A 19853-nucleotide genomic window follows, 5' to 3' on the forward strand; every position below is an offset into this window, starting at 1 on the left:
CCTATTCTCCGTATAACGGATGGAAAACCGGCTCCACTATTCGTAATTATCTAGTTCGACAATATATCGCGACTGGACAGCCATGCCTTGGTCAATTTCTCGAAACGACCAGCCATATCACCAACCGCTTCCTCGTCGGAAAGTTTACCCGAAAGCCAAGCTTCCGCAGCCTCCATGAAGAGTGTCCGGCCCACAGCAAAGCCCTTCACGATAGGAGCCTTGGCGGTGGCGGCGAAAGCAGCCTCCAACTCATCTTGCGGTGCTTCCAAACCAAGCAATACAACACCGCGGCACCAAGGATCATTCTTTTCAACGATCTGCTCGATATTTTTCCAAGCTGTTGCCGAGGCCTGCGGCTCAAGCTTCCACCAGTCGGGCTTGATGCCGAGTGCGTAAAGCTCTTCCAGTGCGCGTGGAATAGTGTTGTCATCCAGAATGCCGTGTTTTCCGGCGATAATCTCGATCAGCAATTCCCGGCCCACTTTGCGTGCTGCCTCAAAAAGCGTGCGCAATTTTTGCTGCTGTTCAAGCTTGAGGTCAGCAGGGTCGTCGGGGTGATAAAAGCACAAGCACTTTATGCAATGATCGACTGGCCACTCAACAAGCTGGGAGCCAATATCCTGCGAGAACTCAAACCGTAGCGGACGGGAACCTGGCAGTTCTACCGGACGTCCAAGCCAGTCAAAACTATGGCGTGCAAATTCGAACATGGCTTCACGACCGAATTTCTCATCCAGCAGCATTCCATATCCACCACGACCATCGGCAACTTTTGCAGCCGCTTTGACTGCCAATTCCTTGAATTCACCGATCTTTGATGTATTCGCACCGAGCTTTTGACAAAGATCTTCAAGCTGGACCCTGTGATCAATGGCGAAGGTCATCATTGAAGGAATTTCGCGCCGACGCGTTGTTGCCCAATGAATATGGTTGATGGCCTCGTCCTTGCGCAGAGCATGATGCTTGCTGCCATGTTCGAGAAAATATTGCAGCTCTGCGAAGGTTGGTATTTCCGGTGAGCAAAGTAAGCGCGAAACGGCAAATGCGCCGCAGGCATTTGCCCATGTTGCGGCAGTTGCCAGAGACTCGCCGCCGAGCCATCCGCGCAGCAGGCCGGACATGAAGGCGTCACCCGCTCCAAGAACGTTGAACACTTCGATGGGAAAGCCCTTGCCGACAATGCCATCTTCGAGATCGTCGGAGATAGGTCCCTCGTAAACAATGCAACCCATGGGTCCGCGTTTGAGGACAATTGTTCCTTTTGATAGAGCGCGAATGGTCTTGAGAGCGCTCAGAAGGTCATCTTCCCCGGAAGCGATCAAAACTTCTTCTTCGGTGCCAACAATCAAATCGCAATCAGGCAATACGGTTTTAAGGTGGTTGGAAACGGCATCGGATGCGATATAGCGGCTGTCGCCATCACCGTGACCGGCAAGGCCCCAAAGGTTAGGACGATAGTCGATATCGAACACGACTTTTCCGCCAGCTTCTTTCATCAGGCGAATGGCTTTGCGCTGTGCAGCGTCCGGCTTTGGTTTGGAGAAATGCGTACCCGTGACAACGACCGCGCGGGCTGAAGCGATGAAATCCGCGTCAATATCGCTTTCTTCCAATGCCATGTCGGCACAGTCTTCGCGATAGAAAATCAGTGGGAAGCTTTTATCATTCTCCACAGACAGAATAACCAGTGCAGAAAGACGCTGCGGGTCAGTAATAACGCCCGTTGTCGCGACGCCTTCCCGTACCATTTGTTCGCGGATAAAACGGCCCATCTGCTCATCACCGACACGGGAGAGCAGGGCAGAACGCAAACCAAGCCGCGCAGTACCAATGGCAATGTTTGCCGGGCAGCCACCCACTGATTTTGCAAACGACGTGATGTCTTCAAGACGTGAGCCGATTTGCTGGCCGTAAAGATCAACTGACGAGCGCCCAATGGTTATGACATCAAGCGGCTTGCCAAGGGGCTTGGCGCTATCAGTTCTATCCATGTCGTTCTCCCGATATTCTGATTAAGTGTCCCATTTCGGACAGCAGGTTCTCGCCTATATGAAATAATAATTCTATCAAATCGTCAACATGGAATGTATATTCTTTTTAGGTTTTTGACATTCACAGTTTGCGGCGCCGTTCGGCAACGCTGACGGTCAAAGCCATGGCAAGCGCCATTGTGCCGGACAGTGAGCGGAAGCCTGAGAAATCGCCTTCCGCCGCCTCGAACCAGACTTTTGCCGACTGAGCAAGCGGCGAAAATGCGCTGTCAGTGATTGCAACGACAGGAACGTTGCGAGCAGCGAGCGTGGCGGCATGCTCAATTGTGGCTGATGCGTAGGGAGAAAAGCTGATGGCAATGGCTGCATCTGCCGGTGTTGCAAATGACAAAATCTCAGGATCAATCCCGGCTGTTGATTCAATCAACTGATTGCGAATTTTCAATTTGCCGAAGGCGTAGGCCATATAGGCGGTAATTGGATATGAACGTCGGCGGGCGAGAAGAAAGATGGTCTCGGCACCCGCCAGAATATCGACTGCCCGGTCCAGTACATCATCTTCGAGCTGCCGGGAGATCGTCTCCACAGATTGGCTGGCCGCAGCCAGAAACCCGTTGAGAATTGCGCGATTTTGGGAAAGGCCATCCGTATTTCCATGCAGTGCGGAAAGGCGCTCTTCATAAGAGATTTGCCGCTCGCGCAGACGTTCGCGAAAAACAGATTGCAGACTGGTGAAACCATCGAATCCGAGGTGCTGAGCAAACCGGATAAGGGTTGAAGGTTGCACGCCTGCCGTATTGGCTATGCTGGCGGCGGTACCAAAGGCAATCTCGTCGGGATTGCTGAGGGCATAGGCTGCGATCTGGGCCAAACGTTTCGGCAGGATATCTCGCCGCTCCAGGATGAGATTGCGCAATGCATCGAAGTCCCGCGGCAACTCCGCTCCATTGTCCATAGTACCCATCCGAATCATTGCCCCAAAGACTATATCTTACAAAGCAAAATATTTATATCAAAGTGGATCAGTTATTCCATTTTCATCTGTTATAGATTATTTCATTCGTTATTCGCAAGCGCTGGAGAAGAGTCGATGCTGGGTGTTGGGCTGATCGGAACAGGTTTTATGGGCAAATGCCACGCTCTGGCGTGGAATTCGGTACGCGCCGTCTTTGGTGACGGCCCCGACATTTCCCTGGTTCATCTTGGCGAAGCCAATGAAAATCTTGCGGTAGAACGTGCAAGCGAGTTCGGTTTTCGAAGGGCATCCGGTGATTGGCGCGAAGTCATCAACGATCCACAGGTTGATGTTGTATCGATTACAACGCCGAACCAGTTCCACCCTGAAATGGCAATTGCAGCTCTTAAGGCTGGCAAACATGTCTGGTGCGAGAAGCCGATGGCACCTGGCTTTGCAGAGGCAGAAGCAATGGCTGCTGCTGCAGCTCAGTCCGGAAAAGTAGCTGCGCTTGGATATAATTATACGCAAGGGCCAGCGATCCGTCATATCCGCAAGCTTCTGGATGAGAAGATTATCGGCGAGGTAAATCACCTGCGCATTGAAATGGATGAGGATTTCATGGCCGATCCTGATGCGCTTTTCTACTGGAAGCATGAAGCGACCTCGGGCTATGGGGCGCTTGACGATTTCGCCGTACATCCTTTGTCACTGTTGTTCACACTGTTCGGGCGCGTGTCGCGAGTGATGTGCGACATGGCGAAACCCTATGCGAGCCGCAAGACCCGAGATGGCACCAGCCGGGCTGTCGAAACCTATGACAGTGCCAGCGTTTTGATGCATATGGAAAACGGCGTGGCAGGTACATTGCAGGTGAACCGTTCTGCATGGGGACGCAAGGGCCGCATCGCGTTGCAGATATTCGGTTCAAAGGGCTCCATCCTGTTTGATCAGGAGCGCGCCAATGAATTTCAGCTCTATGTGACATCGGATCGCCCTACAGAGCAGGGCTATCGCACCATTTTAACGGCACCGCATCACGAGCCCTATGGCCGGTTCATTCCAGCGCCGGGCCATGGGCTTGGTTTCAACGATCTAAAAATCATTGAATGCCATGAGCTGATCAAGCGTATCGAAGGCCAAGCGGCGCATCTGATCGAGTTTGCAGATGGCCTGGAAATCGAGCGCACCGTTCATGCCATGGCTCGCTCTTTCAAGGATCAGCGCTGGGTGGATGTCAGGTAGCTATTTCTACCATCTGAGAAAGAAACGCCCGGCCAAGGCACCGATGAGGCCGGGTATCAATACGCCGAGCGTATACCAGACAGCGACAAACGGCATGGCGCTTTCCGTGCAGTGGAAAGAATAGATAACCGAGCCTATCGCGCCCGCTGCAATGCCGGCCGCAGCCCCCGCCATGGTGAGGCGAGTGGGTGCCATACCACGCAAAACCCAGAATGCGCCGATCAGCAGTGGCATGGACAGTACAACAATATTGAATGTGCATACGGCCAGCGATTTGCCGGTCAGCATCGTCATGTGCGCTTCGGGCGGTGCCATGGCGAATATTCCCGCAGCCAATATTCCGAATGCAAACAGTGCGACTGCCATCAAGACAAGATTGATGATGATGCTGCCAAGTGGATAAGCGATCCGCTTGACTGCCCATGCACCGATAACGGCGAGAAGAAGCGTATATGCGAGCTTTCCCCAGAAGGGCATTGTGGCAGAAGCTTCCATGAGATCTGGCCGCATGCCCAACCACCAGACCATCAAAAGCCAGGATGCGGCAAAGCCCAAGCCAAGACCTATGGCAAGCCGCTTGGCGACGCTGCTGCGCTGTATAGGCTTCAGATCGCGCGTGAGACGTGCAATCAAGTCATCCGTTGCCATGTGCACGTCCTTTCAATTTTGCGGCAATCGCCTTGATGCCTCTATGTATACCAACCTTCACCGCTGATTCCGAAAGTCCGGTGCTCGTCGCGACCTCTGCTATTGATTGCCCTTCAATTTTTGTACGGTAAATCAACTCCCGTGATTTCTCCGGGACTGACTGTAACAGGCTTTCCACATCTATCCGGTCTGCAGTTGCATCGGAATAATCCGCCGGTATCAAATCTTCAGCATTATCCAAAGGTATAGTTGCGCGAATTTTGTTGCGGCGGAAATGATCTATCAATTTATATCGCGCGATGGCGTGCAGCCAGGCGGTGAACGGGCGATCGGTTTCGTAGGTTGCCCGTTTGGTATGCAGCGCCATCAACGTCTCCTGCACGAGATCGTCAGCGTCACCCTTATGGGCTTCAGAGAGCCGTCGCAAAAAATAAGAACGCAAATGCTTTGCCACGTCATTCAGAAGAATGGCGTAGCTGCGCGCATCACCTGCAAGACTAGCAAGCATCAGTTCTTTCAGTCGCGTTTCGACAGAATGCACTCCGGTTTAATTCCTTATTCGCAGCGGTGGCAGAAAGGTTACAGCATGAGGTGCAAGATGGCGGAACGTCAATGAGCGACACGCAAATCGGACGCAAATGTTGGAATCAGACCACCCGCCCATCACCAATCCGTGATCCTCGTAACTAATTTCCTGTCCGATCCGTATTGCTTCATGTCACTGGCGACAACGCGCCGAAGCAATGTGGGTGTCAGAGGCACTCGAAACTTATGGGCACGTTTATCGTATCTGAATTAACTCAAGGAGAATGACCATGAACGTTTTCACACGTAGTATAGTCCTTTCGGCTTTCGCACTTACCGCTGGTTTGGCCAGTGTGAATCTGGCCGCTGCTGAAGATGCCATGAAGGCACAACCGGTGAAAAAGCAAGATGCGATGAAACATGACGCAATGAAACCAGATGCAATGAAAGCCGACCCGATGAAGGGCGATGCGATGAAAGCGGATGCCATGAAGCCGGACGCCATGAAAAAAGACGCGATGAAGGGCGATGCCATGAAGCCTGTCAAGAAAAAGCCGGATGCAATGGCTCCAGCAGCCAATTAGCATTGGCAAAGGTTATAATTGTGATCTCTCCTCGAAACTGGGGAGGGATACACAGTTGGAATAGATGCGATAATGGGCGGGTGGAGGCTTAAAATGACAAGTGTAACGACTGGCACTGCATTGAAGGAAAAGCCAAAAAGAGCTGTGGTCTACCGCCATTCCCTGGCGGTGCGGATTACCCATTGGCTGAATGTTTTGTGCCTTAGCTTCCTTTTGATGAGCGGTTTGCAAATATTCAACGCCCATCCGCATCTTTACTGGGGACAATATGGTGCCGATGCTCTGCCTGATCCGGCATTTGTTTCCATCGAGGCATATCCCGATGGGGACAGCATGAAAGGCGTGACCAGCATTGGGTCCTTTCAGTTTACAACAACTGGAGTGCTTGGCGCATCGAAGGTCGATGGAGAATTAACCCCGCGCGCCTTTCCGGCGTGGGCGACAATCCCAAGCTATCAGGATCTCGCCACAGGACGACGCTGGCATTTCTTTTTTGCCTGGTTCTTTGTCATTAACGGGTTCGTCTATATGCTTTACGGGCTTGTCTCCCGGCATTTTCGCCGCGATCTGCTGCCGAAAAAAGGTGAGTTGACCCCCAGGCATCTCGCTCACGAGATTGCCGATCACGCACGTCTGCGTTTTCCGAAAGGTGAGAGCGCCCGCCGCTACAACTCTTTGCAGAAGCTTGCCTATATCGGGGTAGGTTTCATCTTGTTGCCACTGATGGTGCTGACGGGCCTCACCATGTCTCCCGGCTTCAATGCAATTTTTCCGTGGTTGCTGGATGTATTTGGCGGCCGTCAGTCGGCACGAACAATTCATTTCATCACGGCCTCGCTGATCATTGTCTTCGTATTCTTACACATTGCCATGGTTCTCTTATCCGGCGTCTGGAACAATATGCGCTCAATGATTACCGGCTATTACGCTTTAAAGCCTGAAGCAGATAAGGAGATAACCAAATGAGTATTGATCTCACACGGCGTCGTTTCCTGATTGGTTCAGGCATTGCAGCCACAGGCATTTTGACGGGCTGTGATGCGCTGGTTCAAAGCCCAAGCGTCAATGCCGTTCTTGAGAAAGGTGAGTGGCTTTCAATGAACGCTCAGCGTCTGCTTTTGGGCAACCAGCAACTGGCTCGTGAATATAGCGAGGCGGATTTATCACCTGTATTCAAGGCAAATGGAACGCAAATGCCTGAGACAGATGTCTATAAGCAGCTTGTTGACAGTAATTTTGCCAATTGGCGACTTCAGGTTGGTGGCATGGTCAAGACGGCCAAGAGCTTCTCCATGGCGGATTTGAAAGCCATGCCGTCGCGCACACAAATTACCCGCCATGATTGCGTCGAGGGCTGGAGCGCAATCGGCAAATGGACCGGCGTCCCGCTCGGACTGGTTTTGGAACAGGTTGGTCTTGCGCCCGGAGCACGTTATGCGGTGTTCTATTGTGCAGACGATTATGAGCAATCACTCGACGGCAGCGGTCTTTACTATGAAAGCATCGATCTGGTGGATGCCTGGCATCCGCAAACAATCCTTTCCTATGGTATGAACGGCAAAGATCTGGAGATCGCCCATGGCGCACCCTTGCGCCTGCGGGTTGAGCGGCAGATCGGATATAAACATGCCAAATATCTGATGCGAATTGAGCTTGTCGACAGTTTCAAGAACATCGGTTCCGGCAAAGGCGGATTCTGGGAAGATCGGGGATATGAATGGTACGCCGGTATTTGAGTACGCCCCTCCAAAAAGTAGGCGCTGGTCTTTGCCATATTCGGATCATCTGACATAAGAGGCGACACAATCCGCTAAAGAGAGATTTTTCGTGTCCGCAACTTTCGTCTTCGATAAAACTTATGCAGCCTTCCTCTTTGACATGGATGGCACGATTCTCAACTCCACCGTTGCTGCAGAGCGCGTCTGGAGCAAATGGGCCGAGTCTCACGGGCTTGATGTGGCGGCATTCATGCCAACCATGCATGGCGTGCGGGCGATTGATACTATTCGCCGTTTGGGATTGCCTGGTGTTGATCCCGAGGTTGAAGCTGCCAAGATAACGGAAGATGAAATAAACGACGTAGCTGGCGTGATGGCGCTGCCGGGAGCGGCGGGTTTTTTGGAAAGCCTGCCACCTGAAAAATGGGCGATTGTGACGTCCTCGCCGCTTGAGCTGGCCAAACGGCGCCTTGCCGCAGCGGGAATTCCCGTGCCGCGCACATTGGTGACAGCCGAAGACGTCAAGATCGGCAAACCAAACCCGGATTGCTATCTGTTGGGCGCACGCAAACTGGGCTTTGACGCTTCAGATTGTCTCGTCTTTGAGGACGCTATTCCCGGTATTCTGGCTGGAGATGCCGCCAAAGCCGATGTTATGGTGATTACGGCAACCCATAAACATCCAGTTGAAACGACACACGCGACAATAGCGGATTATGAGAACGTGGTTGCGCGGATTGATCTGAACGGAAGACTATCTGTTGTTAAAAGCAATTGATCGGCAGAACATTATTGGCTTTGCCGAGCAAACGCAAAATTGATCAATCTCCCTCACACAATTTGCGGCTCGTCCTTTTAATCCCTGCAGTTCTTCCCCATATGTAGCGCGAACGTCACGTGACGCATATTGAGGAGATTTGCATGCCGCTCGTACTATTCAAGCTGAGTTGGGCCACCCTTAGCAGGATTGCCGCGATACTCGTTATTGGACTGGCTGTAAGCTTTAGCGCAGTCTATGAGGCTGATGCACGTCGTGGCGGCGGCGGATTTGGTAGCCGTGGCTCGCGAACATTCGATGCGCCGGCACCGACACGCACCGCACCGACCAATGCAGCGCCTATTGAACGTACAATGACACCGCGCCAGCAGACTCAGCCCGGTGCAGCTCAGACGCAAGCTACGCAGCAGCGCCCCGGCGGTTTGTTCGGCGGAATGGGCCGCTCGTTGATCGGAGGCCTCTTGGTTGGCGGCCTTATCGGAGCATTTCTCGGGAACGGGTTTGGCGGAATGGCCGGGCTATTCGGCATGCTGATCCAGATTGCCCTGGTCGTCGGCGTCGTGATGCTGGCTCTACGCTTTTTCCGCTCTCGCCAGACATCTTCAATGGCTCCCGCTGGCGCTGCTGGTCAGGCGTTCGGTCGAAATGCATTTAACGACCAGCCAGCCTCGTCTTCGTCAATGCGCGTTCCAACAATTGGTTCAGGATCAAGACAAAACGATACGGCGAGCAACGGTTTTGGCTCGGGCAGTGCTGCCAGTAGTGCTGCAGGCAATGCTAAACAGCAGCCGGGAAAGCTGGTCCCAGAAGATGAAATTGGTCTGACCCAAAACGATCTTGATCGTTTTGAAGCCCTGCTGACTGAAGTGCAAACTGCGTATGGCAAAGAAGACTATGCAACCTTGCGCAAGATCACGACGCCGGAAGCCATGTCGTATCTTGCCGAGGAACTTGGTCAAAATGCCACCGATGGACTGCGTAACAGCGTGACCGATGTCAAGCTCGTCCAGAGCGACATTGCTGAAGCATGGGCCGAGGGTGACAGGGATTATGCGACAGCCGCGCTGCGCTATTCCAGCATTGATGCCATGCTCGACCGCAACACAGGGCGCGTGGTCAATGGCGACGAAGGCGTACCAAGCCAGACAACGGAAATTTGGACATTTGTGCGCGAGAGCGGTCAAGAATGGAAGCTCGCCGCCATTCAGGACGCGGCCTGATCAAATCTGAACGAAATGCGGCCCGGTTCCACTCCACGTGGACCGGGCCTTTTTTTGCCCAGCCCGACACATCCCAAGCAAGATCATCTCGATAAGCCTTGCTTCTAGCTTTTTTGCAAAGCGAGATGTGCGCCAAGGCCCACAAGAATGGCACCACCAGCACGTTGCATGAGCTTTTGAGCCCGGCTGGAGCGTTGCAATCGGCTGAGCATTGCACCCGCAAGAAACACGCACAAAAGGTCTGCGGACGAAAACACCATGTTGACGATTGTTCCAAGGAGAACGAACTGCACCCAGACAGGAAATGCAGCAGAGGGATCGATAAATTGAGGCAGGAACGCAAGAAAGAAAATTGCCGTTTTTGGATTGAGGACCTCAACGGTTATGCTTTCGAGAAAGGCGCGCTTGCCAGACTTTTGTTCAATGGGAGCCGACGCGATTTCACTGTGTGTTTTGGTGCGGAAAAGTGAAATTCCCAGCCAGATCAAATAAATTGCGCCAGCAAATTTAACCACCATGTAGATCAGGGGAACGGCGTGAAAAAGCACGGAAAGGCCCGCTGCTGCCGCGATGACATGAATATATCCACCAAGATGAATCCCGAGCGATGCCATAAGCCCTGACCAGCGGCCACGGGCTATTGTTTGCGCAGCCGCGTAAAGCATTGCCGGGCCGGGGATGAAAGCAAAGACGGCAGTGGTTACCAGAAAAGCAATTAAAGTATCCAGAGGAGGCATGACCAAGTCCTTTAGGAGGAATATTTATGGAATCGAATCGGCTTGCAATGATAGTCAGACAAATGTCTTGTTTCTGATCTCTAAAGCTGACGAGAACCCCAGGAAAGAAAAATTTGTGATCACCAGATTGATAAATAGATTTCGAGCTTCGTCATCAGCCCATCGGGCAATGCTCGTTCATTTTCCTGACAGCAAGGAAGCGGCAATTCGTGCCGCAAGCACCAAGCAAAGCAATAATTTGGTTGTGGCCTTTTACACGCGGGATTCATTTTACGAGCGGGAAGCTCAACGTATGTCGGCCTCGGCAATCCGGCTGGGGTTATCCGTGGCTATGACGGCGGTGGACAGTGCCGGGAGCTGGGTGCGGAACGCTTCCATGAAAGCGGAGTTTTTGTTCAACGAACGTCGCGCAAGACGAGGTCCTTTGCTTTATGTCGACGTCGATGCTGTATTTCACCGCGATCCATGGCCAGCCCTGGAAGAATATATGGGAGATGTTGCAGTACATTATGATCCGCGTGTCAAAAAGCTGATCGCAGCAACCATTCTGATCAATGATACGCCGGCAGCTTTGATTCTGATGGAGATGTGGAAGGATCGTTGCAATGCCAATCCAGATATCTGGGATCAGGTAGTATTGGAGCAAATCATAGCAGAAGATGCCGCTGCAGATGCTCCGCAATTCGACGTCCGGCATATTCCAGTGGCTTTTTGTTGGATATTTGATCGTTTGTCGAATGTTCCGGTAGACGCAGTTTACATAGAGCAGCTTCAGGCAAGTCGTGAGGCGCGCAACAAGCCCAGATGGTTTGGCTTTGTCGGCAAACGCCTCCAACGTCGCAGAGATCGCGTAGAGATGATTGACCGTATTTTGATGCAAGAAAAAGACTCGGATCGAACCAAGTCATAGGGTCCGGACCCTAAGGCTCTAATTCGGCAAAATGCGCACTTTATAGCGGCCGACTTTTGGCGATGTTCCCATTATCTTCAATTCGCTATTCTCAAACTTGATAATGGATGTAGTCATGCGGAATTCCGTATGAACGAAGACTGGATTGAGTTGACCGGCTTCACTGAAGCGAATCGCCGAGACATCATCATCGCGAAAGCTGATATGGACCCGCGTCTGTTCATCTACATTTCTGTCGCTGCGAAATGAAACCAACGCATCAAAACGGCAACGTTGCCCGCGATCAATGTTAATGCCCGACTCCTCGATGAAATTGGTCAATGCCTCCCAGTTCGCATCTTCGTCAATCTGTTCCGGTTCGGTCGGTTCCATCGGGAGCTTTCATTGCTTTCAGAATGTCGTCAGTTATTTATACATCAAATCGCGGTTGTGGCGCGATGCTTGAATTTTCAATCGTGAAAGGGCTCTACAAAGGCGCGCTCACCCATCATGAATGCGTCTGCCACATGACGTAACGGGGCGATGTCGACATCGGATTTGCCATTCTTTACCAGATTGGCAAAGCGCCGGTAAAGCTCAGGATATTCGGCTTCTTCCGGCAAGGTAACAGCCTTGCCGCCAATGGTAAGCTTCGATCCTCCATCAATCAGGATCATCTGGCCAGCAGATGTTTCGGCTATGATATCCCATGTCTGCTTGCCAGTTTGGCGCCAGTCGAATTCTGCATGAACAGGCGTCCCAATAGCACTGGTCATTTTCAGATCGGCAGCAATCGGCGCTTGCCGGTTCTCTGGAAATTCCAGTGTCGCGCTTCTGATGAATACCGGGTTTGGCATGATATGGGTAAGGATCGACAGGGCATTAATGCCCGGATCAAAAACGCCAAGGCCGCCAGCCTGCCAGATCCAGTCCTGGTTGGGGTGCCAATGCCGGACATCCTCCTTCCAGACGATGTGAACACTTTGGAGCGTATTGGAGCCAAGGAAGGATTTCGCTGCTTCGACACCGGGAGCATAGCGGGAGTGCCAACTGGCAAAGAGCGAAACGCCTTTTTCATTTGCCAAAGATGCCAGGCTCTCAACTTCGCTCAACGTCGCCCCCGGCGGCTTCTCAAGAAAGACGTGCTTGCCCGCTAGAATGGCTTCGTAAGCGGCGTCGTAACGAAACTGCGGCGGCATGCATAAGGACACAGCGTCGATAGTCGGGACGGCCTCGAACATGGCCTTCATGGTGGTAAAATTGGGGATGCCGTCTACAGTGCCGTTGCGGCTTGCTGCGGCCACCAGCGTGAAGTCAGCATTTCTCTCTATGGAAGGCAGGTGTTGATCCCGGGCAATTTTGCCAACGCCGACGATTGCCAGATTGATTGTGGGCATAGCGACGTTCCTCTTTTTCCGTCATCGCATCAAGCGATTGAAGTGCACTGATTTTTCAGCAGAGGTAATGCGGAAATCGCGCAGCGGCAAGTGGGGCACGCGATAAACTGTGTATCAACGGCATGGTGCTCAACACCCACATGGGTGAGTTCAATCTTGCACTTGGAAGAAAATTGGAGTCCTGTCCGATATTGAGTTGAATCAGTTATGCGAGAAACAGAATGTCCTTCCAGAAAATCGACGATCATGGCCGCAAGCTCGAAGCGCTTGAGCATGCGCTGGCAATTCTGGGGGCCGATGAGGCCACGCACATGGCCGTCGGAGGTGGTGAAAAACGTGCCGAAGCAATGGCAGCGCTTGCGGGAATGTATCACAGACAAGCAACAGCTCCAGAAATCGCCGATTGGATTGCTGATGCTGAAGCGCAAACGCTTGGTGATGAACAGCTTGCCGCCGTGCGTGAGTTCCGGCGCCATTACACAAATCTGACTTGCCTGCCTGTTGAGTTTGTCGAGCGTCAGACAAATGCGCGGATGCGCTGTGAACAATTATGGCGGGACCTGCGGGCAAAAAACGATTGGGCTGGTTTTGTGCCCGCGCTCGACGGCGTTATTGCACTGGCCCGTGAGGAGGCGGCTCTGCGTGCACAGGCGTTAGGACTTACGCCTTATGATGCAATGATCGAGCAACATGATCCGGGTGCCCGTACCGCCACGATTGGTCCGGTTTTCTCGGAGTTGAAAAATTTCCTGAAAGATTTTGTTTCCGAGGCATTGGCTGTTCAGGAGGAGAGGGCGGCCAAACGCCCCGTAAAAGCTTTGTCCGGAGTTTATCCCGTCGAAAAACAGCGAGAGCTCGGACTGGCAATCATGGCGGCAACCGGCTTTGATTTGGCGCACGGAAGTCTTTCAGTTTCACATCATCCGTTTTGTGGCGGCGTGCCAAGCGATGTGCGTATCACCACGCGTTACAAGACAAGCGAATTCCTTTCAGCGCTCATGGGCGTCCTGCACGAGACAGGTCATGCGCTTTACGAGCAGAATCTACCGAAAGATTGGTCGCATTGGCCGCTCGGCAGAGCACGGGGAATGGCAATGCATGAGAGTCAAAGCCTTTTCGTGGAGAAACAGATAGGCCGCAATCCGGCATTTTGGCGGTGGGCACTCCCGGTTATTGCCCAATATCTGAATGAGACATGGTCTTTGGAAGACATCCTTCCGCATGTGCATCATGTAGGGCGCGGGTTGATCCGCGTCGATGCGGACGAAGTGACTTATCCGCTTCACGTTATCCTGCGATATGAGCTGGAAGAAGAGATTATTGCGGGCAAACTGCAAACCATCGATCTTCCGGAAGCGTGGGACGCGAAAATGCGTGAATATCTGGGTCTGTCCACGATTGATACACCGGGGGATGGACCGATGCAGGATGTGCATTGGCCCGCGGGTGCTTTTGGTTATTTCCCCTCATACACGCTCGGCGCAATGATGGCAGCACAGCAATGGGCCGCGCTGATACGCGACTACCCGACAGCGAACAACGATCTTGCGGAAGGCAACTTCACGAAGATCAATGATTGGCGACGTGAGAAAATCTGGTCGCAAGGCTCACGCTGGTCCACGCCGGAGCTGCTTGAGCGGGCTACTGGTGAAAAGTTGGATGCCAGCCACTTCATAGGGCATCTGCGCAGCAGATATGGGGCTGCCTGAATATTATAGCTTCAGCGATAGTTTGGCCAACTGCCTGGCTACTTCTTTCTTGCGGCTTGGATGAATGGCCAGAATATTGGCAACCCGTCCGGATGGAAAAGCGGAATCGATTGCCTGAACGTCGGGCAATCGATTGATCCTCCCATTCAGAACTTCCCATATCTGATAATCCCAACCTATCAGCCTGTCGTAAATTCCGCCGGGCGTCGTCTTTGACAAATTGGCAAGAACGTCGCGGTTTATCTCGATGAGCATTGTGGGACTGTATGCCGGGATCGTGTTTGTTGCGCCATCCAAAAACAGGCCCTCTGCGCCTTCAATATCGACCTTGATGGAATCCGGCTTTAGCCCTTTTGCCATCACGTCCAGTGTCTCCACCTTTGTGCTCCGCTCGGATTTTGTATTGCCTGACCCCGCTACCAGACTTGTCGCTCCGGCGTTGACCGAATATTCCGCTGTGTTGAGTTCCATCTCGCCAGGCTGATCTGCGAGAGCCAGTTGATATACTTTGACCGTTTTCGAAAGCTTGTTTGCAAGGATCGACTTGCTGAAAAGATTCCATAGATGAGGTAGCGGTTCAAACGAGACCACTTTCCCGTTGAACCCCGGCTTTGTAGCAATCGAAAGCGAGTAATAGCCGACATTGCCGCCTACATCGAAAAATGTACCATTGTCCGGTGTGACAGCTTTCATGATGTCGATGTCAAACTTCTCATATCCGCCGCTGAAAATACCAAACGTCATGTGATACTGACGCAGATCGAGATATATCTTGAAACTGTTGGTCGTCTCGAACAGCAACTCGACGCTTTTGGGCACAAAATTGTTGAATATGATCTCGGCATGGCGCTGATGAAATTCGGATGAGGCGAAGAAGTTTCTGCGGTGCTGCTCAAGGGAAATCGTGCAAAGAGAGGACAGATTGTCCGATATTTTCAATTTCTCCTCGGCGTTGGCATCACGTCCGAGGATGAATTTATAACAGTTCAGAATATCGCCAAGATCAGTCATGTTGCCATCACGTTACTTCAGAAATCAGTGACCAAGGCTCACAGGATCAGGCTCGCCGGGCTATGAAATAATAAGCGTGAATTCCCGTCGTTGAACGGTCATGGATCAGATGTACATCGGTCATCTGGTTCTTGTGAAACAGTGCCATCACCGTGTTCGCGTCGTAATCATACATTTGAATATCAGGGTGATCATAATTATCCCTGTCGATGAAAACGGTTTCATTTTTGTAGTAATCATTGCGGAAATACATCATCCGGTCGTTATAATACTCGGCGCGGTTTGCGGTTTTGAACAGCGGAACGTGCAGCGAAGCAACGCCGCCACTCTTCACACATTGCAAAAGATCATTGATGATAAAATAGCCCCGGCGCGGTTCAATGTGTTGCAAAACAATATAGCTATTGAGCCAATCGACTTTGACACCTTCCTTGACAAGGACCTCGGGTGACTCGACGCAGCGCACGTTTTTCAACCCGCGATTGGCGCAATTTTTCAGCGCAATATTTCGCATCGTTTCAGAAATATCGATGCCAATGGCATTTTTTGACTGCTCGGCGAGGGGGATCAGCAGTCTTCCTACCCCACAGCCAAAATCAATGATCGATTCAGTGGGAACCTCAAATTCCGGAACCAGACTTTTAATAAGCTTGGACAAATTGGCGATATCAGTCTGACCTGTGGCGAAGAATTCAGTTGCATCTTTTTTTGTCAATTTTTTCGATTTGAACTGGTCTTCTGTCAATACGGCCCAATAGGCATTGTCTTGAGCCAGTTTCTCCCAGTCTTCATTTGTATTGCGCATGGAGTTCCCCTCGATCCAGTCAACTCATTTCAGGCAATTAAAAGTATTTTACATATATCTCAGCAAAGTATTTCTAGTATTAAATAACATCAATGCAGCGCCTCCATAAGGACTGATTTTACCAAGTTGTGGCGGTTGGTGTACTGAACTTCGGGAAGAAATGGGTCCGGCGCCAATCTGGAGTATATTCCGAAGCTCTGTTCGATGAATTGCTCCAGGGAAATTTGCTTATATTCCTGGGGCACCTTGAACATGTAAGAGCCTCTCACGCCGAAAACTTCTCCTATTTCCGGGTAGACCGGATAGCATGCTCCTGAAGTCATCACGTCTGCTGGCACAAGATCTGTGCAATTGGGCTCGATGCCGCATTTTTCAAGAAATAATTGCGCGATATCGTGTATCGGACGCGCCTTGGAGTGATTGATTCCGTACATGAAGCAATCGCCGCGTGTCCAAACCCTGAATTTGCCCGAAATATCGAGCCCGTGATTAATGAAGGTTTTCAGAAGCTGATCTCGCTCGATTTCCCATCGTGTGAAATAACCGCATCGTTCAAATACGTCGCGACGAAAGAGCGCCGTTGTTGTTTGAACATCGTATCCGGCTTGATAGGCGGCAAGCACAATCATTGAATGGAATGGCCCCAAGGGGCTATCCAACATTGCTCCCCGCGCTACCACCGTGCAAAGGTCCGGGTGATAAGCATCAAACTTTATGGACGGTATCTTGCTGAGATTGTCCAATGCTGAAAAATCATAGGCGAGGCCATTAATGTCGGGGTGAATGATTACTTTCGCATATTGGGACAGCGTTTGTTTATAGTCATCAAGCTTGTTGCGGAACGACCAATAGTCGGCGTGATCGATCTTGATGCCATTGGTGAGCAATCGCAATGAGTTCGCGAGTCCGAATGTATTGCAGTTGGAAACGAGTAGCCAATTATCCATGACAGGTTCTCGAGTTCGGGGTTACGGGCGCATCATCTCGATCTCGCGTTCATCGCAAATGACATTGCGTTGCGGTGCTTCCGGAAGGGGCAACATTGTCGCCGCCGTCTTTTCTTCTTCCGGTTGAGACACATAATTTTTGACGAAGCAGCGCATGGCATGCGCCACACCGATTGAGTTTACCTCTCGATAATCGTCCTCATAATACAAGCCGCCCGCATAGCTGCCGGTTATGATCTCGTAGGAGGGAAAATAGTCCACCCAATCAAAACGCGCCAACATCTGTTCGGCAACTACCCGCAAAACGGATTTACTATAGGTGGTGGAAACAAGGACACTTCGGTCTTCATAGGTAGCGACTAGCGGTACTGGAGAGACAGTGAGCAGCACCTTAACGCGAGGATTGACCGCTTTCAGCTTTTCCAGAAAAAGAGTCATATCCATATCAACGTCAGCAACGTTGAAATTGATGAACTCGTATTTTTCAGCATCGTAAGCACCAGCGTTGACGCCAGGTGCCAGCGGAAAAACAGAGCCATCGGATCTCGATCGCCATGCTTCGGTCAGACCGAGCGTGAAAACGAAAACATCTGAATCGAGAAATACGGATTTAACTGCTTTAAGATGGGCGCGGCGTGCTTCCCTGACGGCTTCTTCCGTCTCATAGCCGTCCGGCTCAATGAGCGGACGAAATGGATCGACAAATTTGCCGTCCTTACGCCGCCAGGCGGTTTCCAGTGGTGTTCTTCCCTCAAAAACTTCCTCAAAAAGTTGCCAGAGCTGGCGGGCAGTATAGAGATTTCCGTAACGCGCAGAAAACACCCCGAAATTGCGGGAAATACGCTCCTGAGGGGGCAGGTCTTCACCGGATTCTGCAATCAAATAATGGAAACCTATCCGCTGCATCTGACGAGAGATATGTTGGGCGAAACAGCTTCCGGCCGTGGCAATTTTCATTGCACTGTCGATTTTGTACCGGGGATTTTCAACCGGATCAAAAAGATGGGTTTCCACTCGCGCAACCGAACGCCGCCACAACTGATAATCCTTGATTCCGACGTAGGGGTTGGTCATTTGTCCGCCTCCGCTATGATATTTTTGACGTGATTGTATCGGTCAGCAAAGAAATATTCGGCTGCAACTTCGCCCGGTGCCCATTTAGAATAGACCTCAAAACTTTTTTGAATGAACTCTTCCAGTGACATCAACCGGTATTCGCCCAGAACCTTGAACATGCGCGATCCGCGAAAGCCGAATGTTTCCGCAATTTCCGGGTAGACTGGAAGGCATATGCCGTCGACCAAGGTGTCGTGGGGTACAAGGTCAGATTTGTTTGTCTCAATGCCGATCGATTCAAGAAATACTCTCGCAACATCGTGAATTGGCCCAGCCTTTGGGTGACCGAGGCCATACATGAAGGACTGGCCGCGAGACCATGATCTGAACGGCGCCGCTATATCGAGATTGAAGAATGAAAAAACTTTCATAAGCCGGTCCCGTTCCGGCTCCCATCGTGAAAGAAATCCGCACTGTTCGAATATTTCCCGCCGAAATAGCCGCTCGGTTTTCTCGACACTATAGCCCGCTTCAAAAGCGGCAAAAACCAGCATGGAATGATAGCCGGCCGTCGGGCCATAAATGCGCTGTCCGTCCGCAAAAAGATAACAAAGATCCGGATGATAGGCATCAAAGTCGATACCGGGAATTCGGCTGACGTTTTTCAGAAGAGAAAAATCATATTCTACGAATTGAATGGCAGGATTTATAATAACCCTATCATATCCCGGCATGGTTTCCTTGTACTTTTCGAGATTTTTCATCAGTTCGAAGACATCGAAACAGTCCAAGGTGAAACTGTTACTGAGAAGCTTTAAGGAGTTTGCCAATCCATATGTATTGCAGTTCGAAATCAGCAACCATTTTTCCAAGGGACGCTCTCTTCAAAGTGACTGTTACACAACGCTATATTCGATAGCTGCGGAATGGTTCCATTGCTTACAAAACTCGTCGGAATTCTCATGAACGGCTGTAAATCATTGTCAAATTACGACGTTGATCCGAGATAAGCCTTTTGGAGACTTATAAATCTATACAGATTGCGTCTTAACGCGTCATAATACGACCGTCGTACATTATCCTTTGAAGACTTGGTAAATGGCCGCTGGCCTAAGCGCGGCAGTGCCCAACCTACGGCTGACGCAGAAGTTTTCGTCGCATCGTTTCGCAACAGCGAACTGTCAGATGACCTTTAAAGCGTGAAGTTTAAGCGACCCCGGTATCCGGTGATACCGGGGTTATGTGCGTTATGCCTCCGGCGCGTGGCAAACGGCCTCGATATTATGTCCGTCAGGGTCGATGACAAAGGCAGCATAATAATTGACGTGATAATGGGGGCGAAGACCAGGCGCACCATTATCTTTGCCACCAGCTTCCAAAGCTGCATGATAAAACGCGTCGACTTCCTGGCGGGTTTTTGCCGCGAAAGCCAAATGAATATGCGCTGGCTTTTCCTGGGTTTCGAACAGGCACAATGAAGCCTCGCTCCCAGCGCTAAGCTCAATACCGTATGAAGGCTCGCCCTCGGCGACGATAGTTACTCCCAGCGGTTTTAATGCCTCGACAAAAAATGCCCTGCTCGCAGCATAATCGCTAACGCCGAATTTGACATGATCAAACATTGGACCTCCTTGTTGC

21 protein-coding genes are annotated in these 19853 nt (G+C 51.3%); 8 read left to right on the forward strand and 13 right to left on the reverse strand.

What is annotated here, in order from left to right:
- Positions 1-50 precede the first annotated feature (50 nt).
- The gene (locus V9K92_RS16060) at positions 51-1991 is read right to left on the reverse strand and encodes a bifunctional 5-dehydro-2-deoxygluconokinase/5-dehydro-2-deoxyphosphogluconate aldolase (RefSeq protein ID WP_337354430.1); all 1941 of its coding nucleotides are present in this window, start codon (positions 1989-1991) and stop codon (positions 51-53) included.
- A gap of 121 nt (positions 1992-2112) precedes the next feature.
- Positions 2113-2955, reverse strand: coding sequence for a MurR/RpiR family transcriptional regulator (locus V9K92_RS16065; RefSeq protein WP_115052323.1), 843 nt, complete (start codon positions 2953-2955; stop codon positions 2113-2115).
- A 126-nt stretch (positions 2956-3081) separates the two neighbouring features.
- Here V9K92_RS16065 and V9K92_RS16070 point away from each other — a divergent pair, with 126 nt between their 5' ends.
- Positions 3082-4191, forward strand: a complete 1110-nt coding sequence (locus V9K92_RS16070) for a Gfo/Idh/MocA family protein (RefSeq protein WP_307279759.1) — start codon at positions 3082-3084, stop codon at positions 4189-4191.
- A gap of 6 nt (positions 4192-4197) precedes the next feature.
- Here V9K92_RS16070 and V9K92_RS16075 read toward each other — a convergent pair whose 3' ends face one another.
- On the reverse strand, positions 4198-4839 hold the full coding sequence (locus V9K92_RS16075; protein ID WP_115052325.1) for an NrsF family protein: 642 nt from the start codon (positions 4837-4839) through the stop codon (positions 4198-4200).
- Entirely contained in the window at positions 4826-5380 is a 555-nt protein-coding gene (locus tag V9K92_RS16080; protein WP_115052326.1) for a sigma-70 family RNA polymerase sigma factor, read from the reverse strand. The genes V9K92_RS16075 and V9K92_RS16080 overlap by 14 nt, the downstream gene beginning before the upstream one ends.
- A 274-nt stretch (positions 5381-5654) precedes the next feature.
- On the opposite strand from V9K92_RS16080, the gene V9K92_RS16085 reads away from it, so the two are divergent.
- The 5 genes from V9K92_RS16085 (at position 5655) to V9K92_RS16105 (ending at position 9664) form a co-directional block, all read left to right on the forward strand.
- On the forward strand, positions 5655-5948 hold the full coding sequence (locus V9K92_RS16085) for a pentapeptide MXKDX repeat protein (protein ID WP_336439661.1): 294 nt from the start codon (positions 5655-5657) through the stop codon (positions 5946-5948).
- Positions 5949-6041: 93 nt separating this feature from the next.
- Positions 6042-6914, forward strand: coding sequence for a cytochrome b/b6 domain-containing protein (locus V9K92_RS16090; RefSeq protein WP_336439662.1), 873 nt, complete (start codon positions 6042-6044; stop codon positions 6912-6914).
- Complete coding sequence (locus V9K92_RS16095) at positions 6911-7684, forward strand: molybdopterin-binding protein (RefSeq protein WP_307279745.1); 774 nt, start codon at positions 6911-6913, stop codon at positions 7682-7684. Before V9K92_RS16090 ends, V9K92_RS16095 begins: the two co-directional genes overlap by 4 nt.
- 91 nt (positions 7685-7775) lie before the next feature.
- On the forward strand, positions 7776-8444 hold the full coding sequence (locus V9K92_RS16100; protein WP_336439663.1) for an HAD family hydrolase: 669 nt from the start codon (positions 7776-7778) through the stop codon (positions 8442-8444).
- A 143-nt stretch (positions 8445-8587) separates the two neighbouring features.
- Positions 8588-9664, forward strand: a complete 1077-nt coding sequence (locus tag V9K92_RS16105; protein WP_336439664.1) for a Tim44 domain-containing protein — start codon at positions 8588-8590, stop codon at positions 9662-9664.
- 104 nt (positions 9665-9768) lie between these two features.
- On the opposite strand, the gene V9K92_RS16110 is transcribed toward V9K92_RS16105, so the two are convergent.
- On the reverse strand, positions 9769-10401 hold the full coding sequence (locus V9K92_RS16110; protein WP_336439665.1) for a LysE family translocator: 633 nt from the start codon (positions 10399-10401) through the stop codon (positions 9769-9771).
- A gap of 169 nt (positions 10402-10570) precedes the next feature.
- On the opposite strand from V9K92_RS16110, the gene V9K92_RS16115 reads away from it, so the two are divergent.
- Positions 10571-11311, forward strand: coding sequence for a putative nucleotide-diphospho-sugar transferase (locus V9K92_RS16115; RefSeq protein ID WP_115052333.1), 741 nt, complete (start codon positions 10571-10573; stop codon positions 11309-11311).
- Between the two features lie 18 nt (positions 11312-11329).
- On the opposite strand, the gene V9K92_RS16120 is transcribed toward V9K92_RS16115, so the two are convergent.
- Both V9K92_RS16120 and V9K92_RS16125 read right to left on the reverse strand, forming a co-directional pair.
- Positions 11330-11683: a hypothetical protein gene (locus tag V9K92_RS16120; protein ID WP_115052334.1), complete on the reverse strand. Its 354-nt coding sequence runs from the start codon at positions 11681-11683 to the stop codon at positions 11330-11332.
- A gap of 77 nt (positions 11684-11760) precedes the next feature.
- A complete protein-coding gene (locus V9K92_RS16125; RefSeq protein ID WP_336439667.1) occupies positions 11761-12687 on the reverse strand; it encodes a Gfo/Idh/MocA family protein in 927 nt (308 codons plus the stop codon).
- Between the two features lie 221 nt (positions 12688-12908).
- Here V9K92_RS16125 and V9K92_RS16130 point away from each other — a divergent pair, with 221 nt between their 5' ends.
- On the forward strand, positions 12909-14396 hold the full coding sequence (locus V9K92_RS16130; RefSeq protein WP_337354431.1) for a carboxypeptidase M32: 1488 nt from the start codon (positions 12909-12911) through the stop codon (positions 14394-14396).
- A 3-nt stretch (positions 14397-14399) separates the two neighbouring features.
- Here V9K92_RS16130 and V9K92_RS16135 read toward each other — a convergent pair whose 3' ends face one another.
- The 6 genes from V9K92_RS16135 to V9K92_RS16160 form a co-directional block, all read right to left on the reverse strand.
- Entirely contained in the window at positions 14400-15407 is a 1008-nt protein-coding gene (locus tag V9K92_RS16135; protein WP_337354432.1) for an FkbM family methyltransferase, read from the reverse strand.
- 46 nt (positions 15408-15453) lie between these two features.
- Entirely contained in the window at positions 15454-16212 is a 759-nt protein-coding gene (locus tag V9K92_RS16140) for a class I SAM-dependent methyltransferase (RefSeq protein ID WP_115052338.1), read from the reverse strand.
- A gap of 89 nt (positions 16213-16301) precedes the next feature.
- Complete coding sequence (locus V9K92_RS16145; RefSeq protein WP_337354433.1) at positions 16302-17159, reverse strand: WcbI family polysaccharide biosynthesis putative acetyltransferase; 858 nt, start codon at positions 17157-17159, stop codon at positions 16302-16304.
- Positions 17160-17180: 21 nt separating this feature from the next.
- On the reverse strand, positions 17181-18233 hold the full coding sequence (locus V9K92_RS16150; RefSeq protein ID WP_337354434.1) for a GSCFA domain-containing protein: 1053 nt from the start codon (positions 18231-18233) through the stop codon (positions 17181-17183).
- Positions 18230-19075, reverse strand: a complete 846-nt coding sequence (locus tag V9K92_RS16155) for a WcbI family polysaccharide biosynthesis putative acetyltransferase (RefSeq protein WP_115052341.1) — start codon at positions 19073-19075, stop codon at positions 18230-18232. Before V9K92_RS16155 ends, V9K92_RS16150 begins: the two co-directional genes overlap by 4 nt.
- A gap of 387 nt (positions 19076-19462) precedes the next feature.
- Positions 19463-19837, reverse strand: coding sequence for a VOC family protein (locus V9K92_RS16160; RefSeq protein ID WP_336439671.1), 375 nt, complete (start codon positions 19835-19837; stop codon positions 19463-19465).
- Positions 19838-19853 lie beyond the last annotated feature (16 nt).

The sequence above is a fragment of the Phyllobacterium sp. CCNWLW109 genome (assembly GCF_037203905.1).
Taxonomy (GTDB): domain Bacteria; phylum Pseudomonadota; class Alphaproteobacteria; order Rhizobiales; family Rhizobiaceae; genus Phyllobacterium; species Phyllobacterium ifriqiyense.